Origin of the sequence: Pseudonocardia sp. T1-2H, assembly GCF_038039215.1 — a bacterium.
Classification (GTDB): domain Bacteria; phylum Actinomycetota; class Actinomycetes; order Mycobacteriales; family Pseudonocardiaceae; genus Pseudonocardia.
In genome coordinates, this window is sequence record NZ_JBBPCL010000001.1 from 5,890,374 (window position 1) to 5,909,496 (window position 19,123).

Below are 19,123 nucleotides of genomic sequence, written 5' to 3' on the forward strand. Positions count from 1 at the left end.
ACCCGTGTCACGGCCGTTCTCCGACCGTGACCGAACTGTCCCTCCGAGCCTCCGGACCCGCGATCACGGGCAGACGGTCGCAGGCCACGTCGATCATGGGCGAAGTGCCGCGTGACGACCGGTTCCGGGGGCCCTCTGCCCATGATCCACCGGTCGGGACGGCCGATTCCCCGTGATCGACGGGACGGGCATCGGCGGGCAGGCCGCTACCGTCACCTCTTCGCCCGAGGGCAGTTCGGCCTCCACAGTCACCTACGGCGTGGACGGCTCCGCCGGTGGCGTGGCGCAGGAATCCGAGGCGTCACTGCCCTGGCCCGAGGATGTGCGGTTCACGGCAGGCACGCTCCAGGGGGCGACGGTCTCCGCCCGGTACGCCGGCAACGGCGGGGACATCACCTGCAAGACCGCCATCGACGGCAAGTGGTCCGACTCGGATCGCTACCTGCCGGGCAGGATCCGTTGCGAGAACGGGTGCGATCCGAACAGACCGGCTCGAGCCTGATCCAGGACGCAACACCCGCCCGCCAGACGACGCCTCCACTCTCGTTCCGGGGGGGTGGAGGCGTCGAGAAGACCGATACGCGATTCACTCGGGGGCGGAGCGAGCGACCGCGGCACAGGTCGCGAACGAACCGGCAGGAGCCCCGAGGCGTTCAGCCTTGCTCGAGGCGGTCGCCACCGGCTACCGAGACGTCCCGCGGCCGCCCCCATCATCGTCGCCATCGGCCGAGTCGGCAGCCTCCACCCCGCCGTACTCCCGCAGGCGACGAGCGAGTCGCCTGAGTGCCTCGATGGCCTGCAGTGCGATCCGTTTGAGCAGTTGCAGCAGCATGAGCGCCTTGAGGACGACCAAGCTGAAGCCTGCCCCGACTCCGGTGCGCAGCGTCGAAACCACTGTCCCCACCGTGCTCTGGACCGTCGATTCCACCGCTCCGGTCGTTCCTCGGACCGTCGAATCCACCGCTCCGGTCGTTCCTCGGACCGTCGAATCCACCGCTCCGGTCGTTCCTCGGACCGTCGAATCCACCGCTCCGGCCGCGCCTTGGACTGCGCCGGCACCCTTCCCTGCGAGGTTCGTCACTACCGCTGCCCGCGGCTCTGACGCCTTCGGGGCGGCCTGACCATGGCGGTCGGGTGGAGTTCGGCCTGTCGCGGCTCGGTCGGCCTTCCCCGCGACGCCCTTGACCCGCGAGGTCGCCGCGTCGGCGGCGCCCCTGGCGGTGCCGCGGGGCCGCCGTTTCACCGCTGGGGCGGCGTCACTCTGGGGACCTGACGCGGATCCGACGCCCTTGGAGCCCTTCGCGTCGGATTCGTCGGAGTTCGTCATGGTGGGCCCCTTCCTGATATAGGAGGTGTACCACCGCGACCGCGCCGTGAAGCCCCTCGTCGCCGGCTGAGGCGAAAGTTGCGCCGCCCGGAGTGCAGTGGCCGGGCGAATGCCACATCCTGTGGCCGAGGAGCAAGGCGCAAGGATCGAGGCGTAGGTCGCCGAATTGGCCGACCCGGCCCGAAACGCCCCGCGAGGACCGCCGGCACGGGACCTGCTCCCGGTAGCGAGGCGACCGGCCAGAGTTCAACCGGCCTCTCTCGCGCGGAAGGGCAAAAGCCGAGGCGACAGGGCGAGGTTGAGAGCTGCCACCCCCGAGGATCTCGGAGAGAGGTACGGCGAGGTCTCGAATTGCCTGGTCAACGGGCAGCGGCAGGCGAGCGACGGCGATACAGACGATGCGGCAGGCCCTGCTCCAGCCTGGCGTCATCGGGAGCGGTGACCCCCGCGACGCTGGCCTACGCGCGGGCGTCGGCGACAGTCGTGCTGACGGCGCCACGTACCTCCACGGTCGCTACCCAGGCGGCCTGTGAGCTCGTCGGCAGACGAGGCGTCCAGCCGTATCGGTGCACAAGATGAATCGCCCTCCCGCCGCGCGCCTCACCTCGCCTGCGGCCCGGACCACGTGCGGTACGGCGTCGACCGTGAGCACCAAGCGTGGCCTTCTCGGTGCCGGCCACCTCGACCCGCCGAGCGATCGCGGGAGCGGCTTCGGCCCGCACGTCTTGGCCGTCGGGTTCGCGTAGACGTCCTTGATGGAGACGTTCGGCAGGTCGGGCTGCCTCGCAGCCGCGCGCAGAACCGCGTCATGACCATCGACTCGGCGCCCGGGTCATCGAAGAAGTGGCTGTCGACCGGCACACGCCTCATGCCGGAACCTCCGCGACGGCGATCCCGGCGGCATCGGCGGTATCGACTACGGAGGGCATGGCGGACGGAACGGCAAACGGCGGTTCGACGACGGGCGTGGGCCGCACGATGGGCTCTCCGACCTGGGTGGTCCGCTCGGTGGCCGGCACGGCCGGTGCCGTGAGCTGAGCATCCGATCCGCGTCGGGCCCTGCGACAGGGGTGGCGGGCCGGGCCGGTGTCGTGAGCCCGGGCATCCGATCCGGGTGGGGCTCCGGCCCCCCGTAGAGCTGTTCCAACAGCGCGGCGTTCTCGGCCCGCAGCGGTCGAGTTCGGTGCCGCGGGATACCGGGGCCTGGAGTCCTGCCCGGGTCGGCGACGTTCTGCGCCGTCATCGGGATCGCGTCGAGCCACTCGAGCCGGTCCGGCACCTGGTGCGGCGGGAGCCGATCCCGCAGCCAGGAGCGGATCTGTTCCTCATCGATTCCGGGCGTGTCGGCGCGCAGCGTGTAGTAGCCGACCAACTCCACCACGCCCGGCCTGGAGCCGTGCGGAGTGACGACCGCTCCGGCGACCCCGGGCAGTACCAGCTCCGACAGCGCGGCCCCGGGAGCGGGAGTTCGACATTCCCGGGGGCTCGGCAGGATTCGGGGACCCGGGCATCCACTCGGGCATCTCAGCGTGGTCATCCGGATCACCAGCGTGAGGGGGGATCATCCGCATCCCCCGGGCCACGGGACCCGGGCCGTCAGCTCGACGACATCCTGCAAAACGATCTCACCATTACGGCAACCCCCAACCCGCTGCAGCTGCGCTGCAGCTTCTTGCCTGGCGTCGACGTTCGAGAGTGGCGCAGGTGGACGCGCACAACAATGGGGCGCGCCCCTTAGCTGTCGAGACTCCCCCGCAAATGGGGGTGCGTCTCCCGCAGTATACGAATTGCGCGGTTGGCCAGTCCGTTGGCGACGGCGCACCACCGGCATCGTGGGCGCGACGACGTAGATGACCACAGCGGTGGTGCCGATACCGAGGGCGACGCGGAGATCAGGGCGTCGCCACGCACCCTGAACAGCGAAGACGCAATTCCGCGCGGCAGCCGAGCCGCGCCGCCGACATGGCACCTCATGCAGTCACAGCATCAATGCGCAGCCGTTGGCGACGGCAAAAGATCAGATCTGGGCCGGCCGGTCCGCATCCCGGCGAGGATTTCTCGAGATCATCAAAGGATCCCCAGAGGATGGAGCGAGGAACCCTACAAATGGAGTATCCGACTTTCACCTATCACGGAATCCCTATGATCTGAAAAGTCCAGGTAGCATCTTCGTGTGTCAATTAATTGACGGTGCAGGGTGATACGACAATTGGCGGAATCATCGAGTCTGGTCCACGAAGAGCACGGTTACCGCACCTTCGGGGTGACATCCGGACGCACCGGGCTCGCCGAAAGCGGCCGCGGCTGATCTCGATCTTGCGCTGTCGACCCGGGTCTGCCGAACCTCGACGGCATCGAGGTCGGTCGCCGGCGCGCGTACCGACGATCAGGACGTTGCGCGGATATGGCTACCGCTCGGGACACCCGACCATCAGCAGATCGAGCAAGGCAGGGAGCAGGTGAGGGATGCGCACCCGCATCGTCACCCTGGCTGTTGCGGCGGCCGCACTCGCCATCGGGCTGTTCGGTGTGCCGCTCGCGATCGGCCTTGCGCAGTCCTTCGCGACCGACGAGCGCCTGGCCCTGCAGCGGGTTGCCGATCTCGCGGCGGGGTCGGTAGTGACGGAAATGGCACACGCCGGGAGACCGACCTGGCTGCCCGACCCCGGCGACGACACCGAACTCGCCCTCTACAACGACGACGACCTGCGAATCCTCGGCCGGGGTCCGGGCTCGGGCGATGAACAGGTCAAGCAGGCGTTGAACGGACGCGCCTCCCAGACCACCACCACCCGCGCCGTGATCGTGACGGTCCCGGTGAGGGGCGAGGACGGCATCAACGGCGCCGTCCGTGCGGCCACCCCGCTCGGGTCGGTCTACCAGGAGCTCATGCCGGTGTGGCTGGGCATGCTCGGGCTCGCCGCTCTCGTACTGACCGTCGTGTGGGCCGTTGCAAGGCGCCAGGCGACGCGTCTGGCGCGACCGCTGAACGGTCTCGCCGACGATGCGGAGAGGCTCGGTGAGGGCGACTTCAGTGTGCGGTCGACCGCTGTAGGGATAAGGGAGATCGATTCGGTCGGCAACGCGCTCGACAGCACGGCTTCCCGCCTCGACGCACTCCTCGCCCGGGAGCGGGCGTTCTCGGCGGATGCGTCGCACCAGCTGCGAACGCCCCTCGCCGAGCTTCGCCTGCGGCTCGAGGCGGCGCTCGACCAGCCCGAACCGGACTGGCGCTCGGAGGTCGCCGAGAGCCTCGGCGCGGCCGACCGGCTTCAGAGGACCATCGACGAACTACTGTTTCTCGCCCGCGAACTTCCCGGAAACCACGGTGCGCCCGCCGACGTCCATACCCTCGTATCCGAGATCGAGAACGGGTGGGGACACCGGCTGGCCGCCTCGGGCCGGGCACTCGAACTCGACGTCGCCCCTCAGCTCCCGAGACCGCAGGCGTCAGCGGCGGCGACCAGGCAGGTGCTGGCCGTCCTGCTGGACAACGCCGAACTGCACGGGCTGGGCACGGTCCGAGTCACAGTGCGGGAGACCGGCGACGCCATCGCCGTGGATGTCTCGGACGACGGCCCGGGGCTTGATCCGGATACTCCGGCAGCGCCGTTCAGCAGCAGCCCGGAACATGCGCCGGGACACGGCATCGGGCTCGCCCTCGCCCGTCGCCTCGCCGAGGCGGAGGGCGGTCGTCTCGTGCTCGCGCAGGCGTCGCCACCGGTGTTCACCCTGTTCATCCCGGCGCGATGGGACCCGGAACCACCCGCGGACGAGGGCCGGGACGGTGTCTCGGATCCGGACGTTCAGATCTCCGCCGCGGATCGCGGGTAGCTCGAGCAGGTCACCGGCCGCGAGATGAACTCATGTCGGGGAAGCCGACGACCCCGCGTGGGTGGAGGGACGCGCTTCGCCCCGGGCGGACGGTGATTGCGCCTCCGCTCCCCGCGACCGGGTCGTGCCCCTGCGAGCGTCCGGGTCAGGCCGACCAGGCCGCTCCGCATCCGGAGCGAGCACGTCCTCGCCGGAGAACGCCTGAGCCCGGTTGCTCTGGTAGACGGTGTCCGGATGGCGCTCGCCGAGGTCCGGGGCGAGTGCCACCGCGACGATCGCTGGAACGTCGCGCTCGGCCGGCCAGCGGGTCGCCCCGCCGACGACGGTTCCGGTGGAGCCGAAGAGGAAGCCACGGTGGGCCGAACGTCACCGAGCCCGCGCTGTCGTCGGCGACGATCCGCACCGGGCGCTCCCACTCGCGGAACCAGCGCGCAGCCCGTCCGGCTCTGCGACGGGAAGGCGATCCGGTTGCCGAGCAAGCTGTGTGCCCTGATCGTCGCCCGGGAGACTCGGAACGACGTGGCGGAGAAGTCGGCGTTGATCACAGAGAGGCCGTCGGCGACCATGGTGCCGCGGCCGACCGTGACATGGAATGGAGTCTCGTGCCGGACCTCGGTGCCGAAGTTCGACCCCGTCTACTTCAGACGCCTCGCTGCGGCGCGACATACGCGTAGAGCCCTCCGGAGAGCGCACGCGTTTCACGGCGGTCGGACTGTCACTGAGATGGCGTAACGCGCGGACGCAACCTGGGCGCCCCCACCCGCGCGGCCGCCGCGCCGGGTCGCCCCGGCATCTGCCCGCCCGAACCCGGGCGATGGTGCCGGCTCGAGCCGGCCTCGGCCTCCGCCTCGGCGAGCTGCTCGCCCTCCGCCGGCAGGACGTCAGCTTCCCCGGACGCACCGCTCGCGTGGAACACCGGCTCGACGAGCGCACGCGCGCGCTCGGATCGAGACGAAGACGCCCCGGTCGAAGCGCTCCCTCCGCTGCCCCGGTTCGTCGCCGGAGGGATCGACCTTCCCCTCCTCGGCCACGACGACGCCACCATGGCTCTCGAGGTCTACGGACATCTCGTGCCGGACTCCGGGGACCGCACGCGGAAGATCATCGACGCGGCATGGTCAGCCCGCGAGCCACATCTCAGGTCTCGAACTTGTAGCCCAGGCCCCGGACCGTGACCAGGTGCTTCGGCACCGACGGGTCCGTCTCGACCTTCGCCCGCAGCCGCTTGACGTGCACGTCGAGGGTCTTGGTGTCCCCGACGTAGTCCGCCCCCCAGACCCGGTCGATCAGCTGGCCACGGGTGAGCACCCGGCCGGCGTTGCGGAGCAGGTACTCCAGGAGGTCGAACTCCTTGAGCGGCAGCGCCACCTCCGCCCCGCCGACGCTCACGACGTGCCGGTCGACGTCCATCCGCACCGGGCCCGCCTCGAGCACCGCGCCGCCGCTCTCGGGCTCGCCTGCGCCGTCACCGCCGCGACGCAGGACCGCCCGGACGCGCGCGATGAGCTCGCGGGCCGAGTAGGGCTTGGTGACGTAGTCGTCGGCGCCCAGCTCGAGGCCCACCACCTTGTCGATCTCGCTGTCCCGCGCCGTCACCATGATCACCGGGACGGCGGAGCGCGTGCGCAGCGCCTTGCAGACGTCCGTGCCGCTCATGCCGGGGAGCATGAGGTCGAGCAGCACGATGTCCGCGCCGTTGCGGTCGAACTCCTCCAGCGCCTGCTGTCCGGTGATCGCGACGGCGGTGGTGAAGCCCTCCTTCCGCAGCAGGAAGGCGAGCGGGTCCGCGAAGGACTCCTCGTCCTCGACGATCAGCACCCTGGTCATGTCGATCCTCCAGCTCTGCCGGCGTCCGCCGCCGGATCGGGGAGTCCCGGAGTGTCGGTCTCCGGGACGTCGGCGCCGCGGACGGGCAGCCGCATGGTGAAGGTGGACCCGGTCCCGGGCCTGCTCCACAGCCGCACCTCGCCACCGTGGTTGGCGAGCACGTGCTTGACGATGGCCAGGCCGAGCCCGGTTCCGCCGGTCGCCCGCGAGCGTGCGGGGTCGACGCGGAAGAAGCGCTCGAAGACGCGTTCCTGGTGCTCGGGGGCGATCCCGATGCCGCGGTCGGTCACCGCGATCTCGATCCAGGCGCCCGCGAGCCGCCGGGTGACCGAGACCGAGGCCTCGGGCGGCGAGTACGCGATGGCGTTCTCGACGAGGTTGACCAGGGCGGTGACCAGCAGCGTCCGGTCCCCGTCGACCTTGAGGCCGGCCGGGTCGTCGACGGTGATCTCGATGCCCGCGGCCTCGGCGGAGAGCCGGGCCCGGGCGAGGGACTCCTCCACGACGTCGTCGACGTCGACGGCGGCCAGCTCGGGCAGCTTCTCCGCGCCGGTCAGTCGGGAGAGCGCGATCAGCTCGGTGACGAGGGAGCCGAGCCGGGTCGACTCGCGCAGGATCTTGCTGGCGAAGCGGTGGACCTCGACGGGGTCGTCCGCGGCGTCGAGCACCGCCTCGGCCAGCAGCCCGACGGCACCGACCGGCGTCTTGAGCTCGTGCGACACGTTCGCGACGAAGTCCCGCCGGGTGGCCTCGAGCCGCACGACCTCGGAGGTGTCCGCCGCCTCGACGACGGTGAACCCGTCCCCCAGCGGCCGCACCGTGGCGACGACGGCCGTGGGCCGGCGCGCGCGGTACTCCAGTGGCGAGAGATCCACCTCGCAGGGCGAGCCGTCGGCGAGCACCTGCTGGCAGGCGGCCCAGGCCCGCGGGTCCGGGCGCCCGTCCCGGACCACGCCGAGCTCGGTCGCGCGGGCGTTGGCCAGGACGACGTCCCCGCTCGGGGCGAACACGGCCGTCCCGCCGCCGGCGGAGCGGAACACCCGCTGCAGCAGCTCCGCGAGGGTGGGGACGTCCCGCCGGTCGCGCGGGCGGGACGTCCCTCCCGCGCGGGACCGGGAACGCAGGCCGAGCAGGAGACCGGCCCCACCCCCGACGAGGAGGGCGGCGACGGCCACCAGCACGGACGCCAGCACGGTCACATGCGGCATCGTAGGCAGCCCGACCAGCCCGAACCCAGCTCCACGGGCCCCAAGGTGACCCTGCTGACGCCCCGGAACGGCAGAGTTCCGTCCTCGTTCACCCCGCGTTCACCCAGCCGGGGGATGCGCGCCGGGACGGGGTCAGCGGCCCTGGTTCGCCACGCCCTTGATGGCCTCCTCCGCGGCGGCCGGGTCCAGGTAGACCCCGCCCGGCGTCGTGGGCTTCAGGTCGTCGTCGAGCTCGTAGCGCAGCGGGATGCCGGTGGGGATGTTGAGGCCGGCGATGTCCTCGTCGGATATCCCGTCGAGCTCCTCGACCAGGGCCCGCAGGGAGTTTCCGTGCGCCGCGACCAGCACCGTCCTCCCCGCCCGCAGGTCGGGCACGATGGCCTCGTCCCAGTACGGCAGCATGCGCGCGACGACGTCCGCGAGGCACTCGGTGAGCGGGGCCTCGATGCCGGCGTAGCGCGGGTCGCCGTCCTGGGACCACTCCGAGCCCTTCTCGATCGGCGGCGGCGGCACGTCGTAGGAGCGGCGCCAGGTCATGAACTGCTCCTCGCCGAACTCCTCGCGGATCTGCTTCTTGTCCTTGCCCTGCAGCGCGCCGTAGTGCCGCTCGTTGAGCCGCCAGTCGCGCCGGACGGGGATCCAGTGCCGGTCGGCCGCGTCGAGGGCGAGGTTCGCGGTGTTGATCGCGCGGCGCAGCAGCGAGGTGTGCAGGACGTCCGGGAGCAGCCCGGCCTCCTTCATCAGCTCACCCCCGCGGACGGCCTCGGCCTCGCCGACCTCCGACAGGGGCACGTCGACCCATCCGGTGAACAGGTTCCTGACGTTCCAGTCGCTCTGTCCGTGGCGTAGTAGCACGAGTGTCGGCATGGCCGACAGCTTGCCAGCCGGAGCCCGCTCCAGCGGTGCGGACGTGAGGAGGATCAGGCGTGCGGAGGGTCAGTCCGCACAGGCGCCGGGGACGGGCGGGGCGTCCGGATCGGCGGTGAGCGGGCCGAGCATCGCGCGGCAGATCGCGGCGAGCTGACCGACCTGCTCGGCGCTCAGCACGTCGAACAGGTTCTCCCGGACGCTGCGCACGTGCCCGGGCGCAGCCGCGGTCAGCGCGGCCACACCCGCCGGCGTGAGCTCGGCGAAGGTGCTGCGCCGGTCGTCCGGGCAGGGGCGGCGCAGCACCCAGCCCTGCCGCTCGAGCCGGGCCACGGCGTGGCTGATCCGGCTCTGCGAGCTCTGGGTGATGTCCGCGAGCTCGCTCATCCGCAGCGTCCGGCCCGGTACCTCGGAGAGCATCGCCAGGATCTGGTAGTACGCCAGCGGCATCCCGGCCTCGCGTTGCAGCTGGCGGTCCAGCGCGCCGTCGAGCAGGGTCGTCGCCGCCACGAAGGCGAGCCATGCCGCGCGCTCCTCGGCGGTGAGCCAGCGCGTCCCCCGTCCATGGCCGTGAGCCTACGACAGTCTGCTTGAACATTCATTCTTCTGCGCGTAGCGTCACTGTTGAAGTTTCAAAGAGCGAGGAGCATCCATGCCCGTCCAGCGCCTCAACCACGCCGTCCTCTACGTCCGCGACGTCGACCGGAGCGTGGCGTTCTACACAGAGGCGCTCGGGTTCCGGGTGAAGACGGCACTCCCGGGCCGGGCTGCGTTCCTGCAGGCGGAGGGCTCCACGAACGACCACGACCTCGGCCTGTTCGCGATCGGCGGGGAGGCCGGCGCCTCCACGGCCGGGCGCGGCGCAGTCGGGCTCTACCACCTGGCCTGGGAGGTGGACACGCTCGCCGAGCTCGCCCGGATCGCCGGCGTGCTCCGGGCGAACGGCGCGCTCGTCGGGGCGTCGGACCACGGCAGCACGAAGGCCCTCTACGCCCAGGACCCGGACGGCCTGGAGTTCGAGGTGAGCTGGCTGGTGCCGGCGGACCTGCTGTCCCCGGACACCGTCATGCGCACCGCCCCGCTCGACCTCGAAGCGGAGATCGCCCGCTACGGGGCCGAGACCGCCGGCGGCATCGGGGTGTCGGTGCCCGTCGCGCCCTGAGAGCTGCCGTGGTGCGGCGAGCCGCACAGGGCAGGCGGCATCGGCCGGACGGCCGACACGGGTCGCCGCTCGTATCCCGCGAGCGACCACCCGTCGCGCGGCCGAGGCGACGGCGGGACCTCCCCGGACATGCCCAGCTAGCCTCAGCTCCAACTTGACCAGGAGATGGGGGTCCCGTATGTCACCTGCCGCACTGCCAACCGCCGATCCCTTACCGGATGGGGGGTTGCGCCATGACGGCCTGTTCTATGCCGACGACGCGAGCTACCTCGGCGGGCTCCTGGACTTCGTCCACGGCGGGTTGCGTCGGGACGAGCCAGTTCTCGTCGCCGTCCCGGGCCGCAACCTGGAGCTGGTCCGCGACGGCCTCGGCGGCGACGCCCGGCGGGTCCGGCTCGCGGACATGGCGGTGGCCGGCCGCAATCCCGGCCGCATCATCGGCACGGTGCTGCGGGCGTTCGCCGAGGAGCACGCGGGACGGAGGGTCCGGATCGTCGGGGAGCCGATCTGGGCCGGTCGTTCGGACGAGGAGTACCCGGCCTGCGCGGAGCACGAGGCGCTGATCAATGTCGCCCTGGCGGACACCCTGGTGCACGTGATCTGCCCGTACGACAGCACCCGGCTGAGCGAGCCGGTGCTGGAGGACGCGCTGCGGACACATCCGGACATCAGCGACGGCACGAGCCGCTGGACCAGCCCGGGGTACGTGGACCCGGTCGTCACGGCGCGCTCGTTCGACCGGCCGCTGCCTCCGCCGCCCGACGACGCGGACCTGGTCGTGCTCAGCACCCTGACCGGCCCGCGCGGCGCCCGGCACCGGGTCCACGAGATCGCCGAGCAGGCCGGGATGGCGTCGGAGCGGATCTCGGACCTGCGCCGCATCGTGCAGGAGCTCGCGGTCAACACGATCGTCCACTCGGGCGGCTGCGGGGTGCTCCTGGCCTGGGTCGCCGAGGGCGAGGTCCGGGTGGAGCTGCAGGACAGCGGCCGGATCCCGGACGTCCTCGCCGGGCGCCGCCATCCCGGCCGCGGACACGAGGACCACGGGTTGTGGCTGGTCAACCGGCTGGCGGACCTCGTCCGGATCCACCGGCACCCGGAGGGAACGGACGTGCGGATCCACGTCCGGGTGTAGGTGCACAGGCCGGACGGCTAGGGCCTGTTCGGGCCGAGCTCCATCTGGTAGCCGTCCCGCGCGGAGAACTGCGCGGTGAGGGTGAACCGGTCCCCGCGGACGAGCGTGTGCCGCCACTCGACGGGCACCCCGCCCGAGCTGCCCAGGCGTTCGATGGCGAGCGCCGCGACCCCGGGCCCGATGCCCAGCAGCCGCCGCTCCTCCTCCGTCGGGATCACCGCGCGGATGTTCTCCCGGCCGCCCGCGACGCGGATCCCGCAGAGCCGCGCCAGCTCGTCGTAGAGGCCGGTGTGGGTGAAGTCGACGTCGAGCAGCGCGGCCGCCAGGTCCTCCGGCAGCCACACCCGGTCGACGGCCAGCGGCTCGCCGTCCGCAAGGCGCAGGCGTTCGAGATGGACGAGCGGCGTGGACTCCTCCCGGCCGAGCCGCGCGGCGACCACCCCGTCCGCGCGGACGTCCAGGGTGTGCACGACGCTGCGCTGCACGCGGCCCGTGCCCTCGACCGCGGAGAACAGGCTGTAGATCGCGCCGAGCTGCTGCTCGATCTCCATCGGCGCGGCCAGCCGGGGCGCGCGGCCCCGCCCGGCGACGACCACGCCCTCGTCCCGCAGCCGGCGCAGCGCCTCGCGCACGGTGTGCCGGCTGACCCCGTACTCGGCGACGAGGGCCAACTCGCCGGGGAACGCGGCGTCGAACTCGTGGGCGTCGAGCCGGGTGCGCAGGTCCGCGAGCAGCTGCGCCCACAACGGAGCCGCCCCGTTGCGGACCAACGTGCCGGCCGGCATCCGCCACCCCTTCCTCGACGTGCCGGGAGAGCCTATCCGGCTACCCTCCCCGGATCGTGACGGTCCTCCGCTCGATCGCCCTCTTCGTGCTCGCCGCGGTCGCGGAGATCGGCGGCGCGTGGCTCGTCTGGCAGGGCGTCCGCGAGCACCGGGGCCTGCTGTGGATGGGCGCCGGCGTCGTCGCCCTGGGAATCTACGGCTTCGTCGCGACCCTGCAGCCGGACGCGAACTTCGGCCGGATCCTGGCCGCGTACGGCGGGGTGTTCGTCGCCGGTTCGCTGGCGTGGGCGATGGCGGTCGACGGGTTCCGGCCGGACCGGTTCGACGTCGTTGGCGCCGCGATCTGCCTGCTCGGCGTCGGCGTGATCATGTACGGGCCCCGGGCGGCCTGACCGGCTCAGCTCGGGTCGCGGCGGAGGCGGCCGCGCGGGCCCGGCGGTTCCGCACGACCCGCCGCCCGAGGAACCCGGTGGGCGACTCCGTTGGTCGTGCGCGGAAATCGTCGCCCTGGCAACGAGAAACGCGCACGGCTAGAACTAGAAGAGGTGCTCGAACGCCTTCAGGTTCGCCAGGGACTCCCCGCGCTCCGTCCGCCACGCGTACTCCCGGCGGATCGAAGAGGCGAAGCCCAGCTCGAGGAACGTGTTGAAGTCCCCGTCCGCTGCCTCCAGGACCTGGCCGAGCACCCGGTCCAGCTCCTCGGCGTCCACGGCGTGCAGCGGGATCCGACCCAGCAGGTGGATGTCCCCGACCCGGTCCAACGCGTAGTGCACCCCGTAGAGGCGGGCATTGCGCTGCAGCATGAAGCGGTAGACGCCCTCGTGGTTCTCGTCCGGCTGCCGGCAGACGAAGGCCTGCACGAACAGGGTCCGGTCCCGCACGAGCAGCCAGGTCGGCGTCTGCAGGCGGTTCGTGCCCGGCAGCTGGACGAGGTACTGCCCGGCCTCCTGCCGGGTGTGCTCGACGTCCAGCTCCGCCAGCGCGGCGCCGATCGTCGCGTCGGGGTCCTGCTGGTCGGTCACCGCGGTTCTCCGATCATGCGTCGACGATCCCCGCGAGCGCGCTCCGCCGCATCCGGGCCGTGAACTCGTCCGCCGCGCCGGCGTAGGTGTCCAGGAGCGCGTCGGTCGTGCGGTCCCAGGAGAACTCCCGCGCGTGGACGACAGCGCCGAGCGCCAGCTCGTCCCGCCGGCGGGGCGCCAGGGCGACCCGGGCCAGCGCGTCGGCCCACTGACCGGAACCGTGCCCGGGGACCAGCAACCCCGAGCGGCCGTCGGCGACCGCGACCGGCAGCCCGCCGACCCGCGCCGCGACGACCGGCGTCCCGCAGGCCTGCGCCTCCAGCGCGACCAGCCCGAAGGACTCGTTGTGGCTCGGGACCGCGACGACGTCCGCCGCCCGGTAGACGTCCGCGAGCCCCTCGCCCTGCGGCGGCAGGAACCGCATGACGTCGGTGATGCCGAGGCTGTCCGCGAGGCGGTGCAGCGACGTCGGCTCGGTGAGCCCGCTGCCCGACGGGCCGCCCACGATCAGCACGACGAGCCGATCGCGCAGCGACGGATCGCGGTGCAACAGCTCGGCGGCCGCGCGGAGCAGCACGTCCGGGGCCTTGAGCGGCTGGATCCGGCCGACGAAGGCGAGCACGACGGCGTCCGGCGCGAGCCCGAGCGCGGCGCGCGAGGCCAGCCGGTCACCGGGCTGGAAGCGGTCGAGGTCCACACCCGGCGGGACGGCGACGGTGCGCAGCGGGTCCGCGCCGCACAGCTCGACGAGCTGGCGGGCCTCGGCCTCGGTGTTGGCGACCAGCCGGTCCGCCTCGGCCACGACCTGGTCCTCGCCGATCACCCGGACCATCGGCTCCGGGGTGTCCCCCTCGGCCAGCGCGGCGTTCTTGACCCGGGCGAGGGTGTGCGCGCTGTGCACGAGCGGCACGCCCCAGCGGTCCCGGGCGAGCCAGCCGACCTGGCCGGAGAGCCAGTAGTGCGAGTGCACGACGCCGTACCAGCCCGGCTCCTGCCGGGCCTCGGCGCGCAGCACGCCCGCGGTGAAGGCGCAGAGCTGGCTGGGCAGGTCCTGCTTGCCGAGCCCCTCGAACGGGCCGGCGGCGACGTGCCGGACGAGGACACCGGGCGCGAGCTCCGCGACGGGTGGCTGCTCCGACGACGTGGCGCGGGTGAAGATCTCGACGGGCACACCGCGGCGGGCCATCCGGACGGCCGTCTCGACGATGTAGACGTTCATCCCGCCGGCGTCGCCGGTGCCGGGCTGCTCCAACGGCGAGGTGTGCACGGACAGCACGGCCACCCGGCCGGGCCGGTTGCCGGGACGTCGGTGGCCCAACGGATCTCTCACGTACTCGTTCCTAGCATGCAGGCCGTCGCGTCACCCATCCGTGGGGTCCGCACCGTGATCGGCCAGCGAGGCCAGCAACGCCCGTACGGGATCGGCGGCGTGCCACCGTCCACCGGCATCGGGCCAGGCCGGGACGCTGCGGACCCCCTGTTCGGGCCGCCGCAGCCGTATCCGCAGATCGTCGTGCCGGCGCAGCTCACCGGCCGGCACGTCGACGCCGAGTGTGTGGCACACCACGAGGACCTCGGGCAGCGCGGACCACGCGACCGGCTCGCCCTCCCCCACGACCTCCGCCGCCACGACGTCGGAGGAGAGCGGGAGGTCGAGCAGCTCGGCGAGCGCGGCCGGGTCCCCGCCGCCCACCAGCTCGCCCGCGGGCAGCACGGCCGCGGTCCACGGGGCGTCGAGGACGACCGCGTCGTCGACCGCCACGACGCCGCCGGCGAGCGAGCGGGCGCGTTCCGGCAGCTCGAGCCGGTCGACGTCCACCAGCCCCTCGACGAGCGCCTCCGCCAGCGCGGCGTGTGCGGCCAGGGCGAGCCCCGCGTCCGGGGTGCGGGCGGGGTCGCCGAGCCGGGCGAGCAGGTCCGCGGCGTCGTCGGTCGAGCGGACGACGAGCCCGGCGCGCACCCCGATCGCGGCGAGCAGCGTCTCGTCGACCCCGGTGTCCGGGACCGGGTCGTGGAACCCGGCGAGCGCGGACGCCGAGGGCAGTCGCCAGTACGCCGGCAGCCGGCCCCCGAGCAGGGCGTTGCGGGCGAGCCACCAGCCCGTGTAGCCACCGCTGAGCAGCACCGCGGCCCGGGTGTCCGGCTCCGCGGCGAGCAGCCGCAGCGCGGCCGGCCAGGCGTCGTCCGCGACGAGGTCGAGGTCCCGGACCGCGACGACCCGGGCGGGCCCGCTCTCGAGGGAGTCCCACCACAGGTCCTCGTCGTGCAGCTCGTGGTCCGGCCCGACCGGCTCCTCGTCGACGACCACGGCGAACCCGTCCAGCACCCCGGCTGCGACGAGCGCCGCCCGCGGGAACCGCGCAGCCCACCGCCCGTCCAGGACCCCGACCGGCGCATCCGGATCGAGCAGCGGTGCCAGGGCCGCGTCCGGGAGCATCAGCTCGTCGGCGCGGGACGGGTTCCCCTCGGAGTCCGGCAGGGCGAGGGCCCCCACCCCGGCGACGCGGTCACCGGTCGCGCCGAGCAGGCCGAGGACCGCCGCGGCCAGCGGTTCCGGGTCCAGCCCGGCGTCCGCGTCGTCGAGGGAGCGGTCGACGGCGTCCTGCAACGCCGGGTGCTCCAGCAGCGACGCCGGGTCGGCGGCGCCGGCGCCGAGGCGGGCCAGCAACGGGTGGACGGCCTCGGGCGCGGCCACGTGCAGGCCCGGCAGACCCAGCTCCGCGACCGCCCGGACCGCGCGGTCCGCGTCCGGCTCGGCCAGGAGAACCGACGCGGCCCCGGCCGCCAGCCGCCCGTCGGCGAGCGGCACGGGCAACGCCCGCAGCTCCTCGGCCAGCCCCGGAACGGTCTCCGCGGCCGGCTCCAGGGCGGCGTAGAGGTCGCGCCACCAGGTGTCCGGCCGCTCGACGCGCAGCAGCCGCTCGGTCAGCTCGGCTGCCGGGACGCGGGTGACCCCCAGCTCCTGCAGCGCGCCCAACCCGGATTCCGGGACGTCGACCAGCCGCTCGAACGCCGGATCGGCGGCGGCGAGCAGCGCGGGCAGCCCCTCGGCGCCGGGGACGTCCAGCCACTCGGCCCGCCGGGGCGCGAGCGCCGGGCCGGCCGCCCCGGGCAGCCACGCGCCGTCCCGCAGCACGTCGAGCAGGGCCTCGCGGAGCAGGCCGTCGAGCGGGGAGGCCGGGAACCCGGGCTCCGGGACGAGCGCGGTGCGCTCGGCGGGCGGGACGGACTCGACGAGGTCGAGGTAGGCCGCGGCGGCCTCCCGGACGAGGGCGTCCGTGAGCGGGCCGGGGCGGACGCGGCGGCGGTCCGGTTCCAGGGGCAGAGTCGCGATCAGCCGGGCGGGCAGGGTCAGCCGCTCACCGCTGGCCGTCGGGGCGTGCAGCACCTCGCCGGCGGGCAGCGGGCCGTCGAGCGGAAGGGCCCAGCAGACGGACCAGGAGCGGCGTTCGCGCTGCTCGACGGCGGTGTCGGCGGTGGCCTCGTCCAGAGCCCCGGAGCGGCGGGCGAGCCGCCACCGCCGGCCCCCGACGGTCGCGACGTCCCCGTCGTCCGTCCGCACGAGCACGGTCTCGCCGACGGCGATCTCGGCCAGGTCCGGCAGCGCGAGCAGCAGGTCCGGGGCCGCCGCGCGGGCCTCGGCGAGCAGGGCCTCGCCGTCGGTCCCGGGACGCAGCGGGAGCCGGACCTCGGTGTCGTAGCCGTCCGGCGGGGCCGGCTCGTCCGCGTCGACCGGCCAGACCAGCCGCAGCACCGGGAGCTGCCCGGCGCGGCGGGCCAGCTCGGCCGCGGGGCCGGGCAGCGCGACGACCTCCTCGGCGGTCCGGACGGCCGAGAACCGCACCCCGCGTCCGGCCGCCGCGACGATCCGGGGCTCGGGGGACACCGGGACGACCGCCGCGAACCCGACGCCGAAGCGTCCGACGGAGCCGTGGTCGTCCCGCTTGGCGGAGGCGCGGAGCGAGGCGAGGGCCGCGACCCCGGCCGCGTCGAGGGGCGCACCGGTGTTGGCGACGCGCAGCTCGCCGCCGGCCAGCGAGACCCGGAGCCGACCGGGACGACCGGCGGCGCGGGCGGCGTCCGCGGCGTTCTGCGCGAGCTCGACGAACCACGCCTCCGCGTAGCCGCCGAGCAGCAGGTCCTCCTCGGCGTTCGCGTCCTCGCGGAAGCGGGTGGGCGAGGCGGCCCAGGCCGCGAGGACGGCGTCGCGGAGCGCGGCCGTCGAGAAGGGATCGGGCGCGCTCAGGACGGTGCTCAGGAGATCTGCGACTCGGGAACGGACTCCATGTCCACGCCGTCGTCGTAGACGAGCTCGGCGACGTGCACCGGCGAGCCCTGCTCGACGACGACGTCCGAGTGCGCGCCGCACCCGAACTCGACGGAGACGACGCTGCCGTCCGCGGGCGCGTACTCGTTGCCGCAGACGCCGAACCCGGCGCGCAGCGATCCGGCCAGCGGGAGGAAGAACGCGCAGGTGCCGCACACGGCGGGGGCCGAGCGGGCCATGTCCGCGGACGGGCCGTGCGGGCCGGCGTGCCAGCGCTCGGCGGCGTCGAGGCGGCCCTCGCGGCTCAGCACGCGGGTGCGGCCGAGGCCGACCTCCACCGCGACCTCCTCCACCGCCGGGTCGTCCGAGGCGAGGTAGGCGGGCACGAGCCGGGTGTCGTCCGGGGCGGGCGGCAACAGGTCGCCGACGCCGAGGTCACCCGGGCGGACGCGCTCCTGCCAGGGCACCCAGGAGGGGCCGACCAGGGCGTCGTCGCCGGGGACCAGCACGACCTCGCTGACCGTCACCGGCTCGTCCTCGCCGGCAGACGCCATGGTCACCGACCAGCGCCAGCCGCGGTAGCCGGGCAGCTCGGAGGCGAAGTAGTGGGTCAGCGCCGAGACGCCTTCCGGCCGGGCCTCGAGGTGCTGTCCGACGACGCCGGGGGCCGCGTTCCGGCCGACCTCGGCGGCCGCCTCCTCGACGGCGGCGGCACGGGCCTGCTCCACCGCCTCCACGAGAAGGCGCTGCTGGTCGGGGGACGTCACGGCGCTCACGTGCTCGATTGTGCCACCCGTCCAGCGCGCGCCCGACCGGGTCCGCCCCGCGGTGGTGCGGCACCATCTCCCGGGTGCGTCCTTTCCGGCCCGTCTCCGCCGTGCTCGTGCTGGTCGTCGCGACCGTGGCGGGCTGCGGGGCGGCCGCCGCGCCGGCGGACGCCGTCCCCGCGCAGCGCCCGGCGGTCCTCGGCACCGTCCCGCACGACCGCACGGCGTTCACCGAGGGACTCGAGCTCTCCGGCGGCTCGCTCTACGAGGGGACGGGCCTGGCGAACCTCTCCGAGCTGCGGGAACTCGATCCGGCCACCGGGGCCGTCCGGCGCGCGGCACCTCTGCCGGGCGGGTACTTCGGCGAGGGGGTGACGGTCGTCGGGGACCGGATCTGGCAGCTCACCTACAAGGACGGCGTCGCGCTGGAGTGGGACCGGGCGTCGCTGACCGTGCTGCGGGAGGTTCCGATCGGTACCGAGGGCTGGGGCCTGTGCGGGGACGGCACGCGGCTGGTCCGCTCCGACGGCACGCCGACCCTGCACTTCCACGACCCGGTGACGTTCGCCGAGACGGGCACCGTGGACGTCACCCTCGACGGGCGCCCGCTCCCGGAGATCAACGAGCTCGAGTGCGTCGGCGGCCGGGTCTGGGCCAACGTCTGGCGCACCGAGCGGATCGTCCGGATCGACCCGGCGACGGGGGCCGTGGACCGGGTCGTCGACGCGTCCGGGCTGCTGACCGCGGACCAGCGCGCGGGCACGGACGTGCTCAACGGCATCGCGCACCTCTCCGGGGACGAGTACCTGATCACCGGGAAGTACTGGCCGAGCATGTTCCGGGTGCGCCTGCCGTCCTGATCCGGTGCCCGCGGACCGGTCGGCGATGTGACCCGGACATGGCGGCGGGACACGCCTCGTGA

At 73.5% G+C, this 19,123-nt stretch carries 17 protein-coding genes and 1 pseudogene; 6 read left to right on the top strand and 12 right to left on the bottom strand.

Annotated elements, in window-relative coordinates; genetic code table 11:
* The first annotated feature begins 172 nt into the window (after nucleotides 1–172).
* The gene (locus tag WBK50_RS29075) at nucleotides 173–502 is read left to right on the top strand and encodes a hypothetical protein (protein ID WP_341338620.1); all 330 of its coding nucleotides are present in this window, start codon (nucleotides 173–175) and stop codon (nucleotides 500–502) included.
* 180 nt (nucleotides 503–682) lie between these two features.
* Here the strand turns inward: WBK50_RS29075 and WBK50_RS29080 are convergent, their stop codons facing one another.
* The 3 genes and pseudogenes from WBK50_RS29080 to WBK50_RS35450 all read right to left on the bottom strand — a co-directional run.
* Entirely contained in the window at nucleotides 683–1,327 is a 645-nt protein-coding gene (locus WBK50_RS29080) for a hypothetical protein (protein ID WP_341338621.1), read from the bottom strand.
* An 866-nt stretch (nucleotides 1,328–2,193) separates the two neighbouring features.
* Nucleotides 2,194–2,346, bottom strand: coding sequence for a hypothetical protein (locus WBK50_RS29085; protein ID WP_341338622.1), 153 nt, complete (start codon nucleotides 2,344–2,346; stop codon nucleotides 2,194–2,196).
* 227 nt (nucleotides 2,347–2,573) lie between these two features.
* Nucleotides 2,574–2,864: pseudogene (locus WBK50_RS35450) on the bottom strand (hypothetical protein); the annotation flags it as partial.
* A 929-nt stretch (nucleotides 2,865–3,793) separates the two neighbouring features.
* On the opposite strand from WBK50_RS35450, the gene WBK50_RS29090 reads away from it, so the two are divergent.
* Complete coding sequence (locus tag WBK50_RS29090; protein WP_341338623.1) at nucleotides 3,794–5,161, top strand: sensor histidine kinase; 1,368 nt, start codon at nucleotides 3,794–3,796, stop codon at nucleotides 5,159–5,161.
* Nucleotides 5,162–6,298: 1,137 nt separating this feature from the next.
* Here WBK50_RS29090 and WBK50_RS29095 read toward each other — a convergent pair.
* The 4 genes from WBK50_RS29095 to WBK50_RS29110 all read right to left on the bottom strand — a co-directional run bounded on the left by WBK50_RS29095 (nucleotide 6,299) and on the right by WBK50_RS29110 (nucleotide 9,573).
* A complete protein-coding gene (locus WBK50_RS29095) occupies nucleotides 6,299–6,988 on the bottom strand; it encodes a response regulator transcription factor (RefSeq protein WP_297491900.1) in 690 nt (229 codons plus the stop codon).
* Nucleotides 6,985–8,187, bottom strand: a complete 1,203-nt coding sequence (locus WBK50_RS29100; protein WP_341338624.1) for a sensor histidine kinase — start codon at nucleotides 8,185–8,187, stop codon at nucleotides 6,985–6,987. Before WBK50_RS29100 ends, WBK50_RS29095 begins: the two co-directional genes overlap by 4 nt.
* Before the next feature lie 141 nt (nucleotides 8,188–8,328).
* Nucleotides 8,329–9,063, bottom strand: a complete 735-nt coding sequence (locus tag WBK50_RS29105; protein ID WP_341338625.1) for a phosphoglyceromutase — start codon at nucleotides 9,061–9,063, stop codon at nucleotides 8,329–8,331.
* Nucleotides 9,064–9,132: 69 nt separating this feature from the next.
* The gene (locus tag WBK50_RS29110; protein ID WP_341338626.1) at nucleotides 9,133–9,573 is read right to left on the bottom strand and encodes a MarR family winged helix-turn-helix transcriptional regulator; all 441 of its coding nucleotides are present in this window, start codon (nucleotides 9,571–9,573) and stop codon (nucleotides 9,133–9,135) included.
* 142 nt (nucleotides 9,574–9,715) lie between these two features.
* Here WBK50_RS29110 and WBK50_RS29115 point away from each other — a divergent pair, with 142 nt between their 5' ends.
* Nucleotides 9,716–10,225: a VOC family protein gene (locus tag WBK50_RS29115; protein ID WP_341338627.1), complete on the top strand. Its 510-nt coding sequence runs from the start codon at nucleotides 9,716–9,718 to the stop codon at nucleotides 10,223–10,225.
* Between the two features lie 226 nt (nucleotides 10,226–10,451).
* Nucleotides 10,452–11,360 (top strand): sensor histidine kinase, encoded by a 909-nt coding sequence (locus WBK50_RS29120; RefSeq protein ID WP_341338628.1) that lies wholly within the window; start codon nucleotides 10,452–10,454, stop codon nucleotides 11,358–11,360.
* 17 nt (nucleotides 11,361–11,377) lie between these two features.
* Here the strand turns inward: WBK50_RS29120 and WBK50_RS29125 are convergent, their stop codons facing one another.
* On the bottom strand, nucleotides 11,378–12,145 hold the full coding sequence (locus WBK50_RS29125) for a GntR family transcriptional regulator (RefSeq protein ID WP_341338629.1): 768 nt from the start codon (nucleotides 12,143–12,145) through the stop codon (nucleotides 11,378–11,380).
* A gap of 53 nt (nucleotides 12,146–12,198) precedes the next feature.
* Here WBK50_RS29125 and WBK50_RS29130 point away from each other — a divergent pair, with 53 nt between their 5' ends.
* Complete coding sequence (locus WBK50_RS29130; RefSeq protein ID WP_341339542.1) at nucleotides 12,199–12,537, top strand: YnfA family protein; 339 nt, start codon at nucleotides 12,199–12,201, stop codon at nucleotides 12,535–12,537.
* 144 nt (nucleotides 12,538–12,681) lie between these two features.
* Here the strand turns inward: WBK50_RS29130 and WBK50_RS29135 are convergent, their stop codons facing one another.
* Genes WBK50_RS29135 through WBK50_RS29150 form a run of 4 tightly spaced genes read right to left on the bottom strand, consistent with a single transcriptional unit; the run spans nucleotide 12,682 to nucleotide 18,210 of the window.
* The gene (locus tag WBK50_RS29135; protein ID WP_341338630.1) at nucleotides 12,682–13,167 is read right to left on the bottom strand and encodes a YbjN domain-containing protein; all 486 of its coding nucleotides are present in this window, start codon (nucleotides 13,165–13,167) and stop codon (nucleotides 12,682–12,684) included.
* Between the two features lie 13 nt (nucleotides 13,168–13,180).
* Nucleotides 13,181–14,485, bottom strand: a complete 1,305-nt coding sequence (gene mshA / locus WBK50_RS29140) for a D-inositol-3-phosphate glycosyltransferase (protein WP_341339543.1) — start codon at nucleotides 14,483–14,485, stop codon at nucleotides 13,181–13,183.
* Between the two features lie 42 nt (nucleotides 14,486–14,527).
* Complete coding sequence (locus WBK50_RS29145; protein ID WP_341338631.1) at nucleotides 14,528–17,536, bottom strand: sacsin N-terminal ATP-binding-like domain-containing protein; 3,009 nt, start codon at nucleotides 17,534–17,536, stop codon at nucleotides 14,528–14,530.
* On the bottom strand, nucleotides 17,422–18,210 hold the full coding sequence (locus tag WBK50_RS29150; RefSeq protein ID WP_341338632.1) for a DUF3027 domain-containing protein: 789 nt from the start codon (nucleotides 18,208–18,210) through the stop codon (nucleotides 17,422–17,424). Before WBK50_RS29150 ends, WBK50_RS29145 begins: the two co-directional genes overlap by 115 nt.
* 74 nt (nucleotides 18,211–18,284) lie before the next feature.
* Between WBK50_RS29150 and WBK50_RS29155 the strand changes: the two genes are divergently transcribed.
* Nucleotides 18,285–19,061 carry a glutaminyl-peptide cyclotransferase gene (locus WBK50_RS29155; RefSeq protein ID WP_341338633.1) on the top strand — a complete coding sequence of 259 codons (777 nt, stop codon included), beginning with the start codon at nucleotides 18,285–18,287 and terminating at the stop codon, nucleotides 19,059–19,061.
* Nucleotides 19,062–19,123 lie beyond the last annotated feature (62 nt).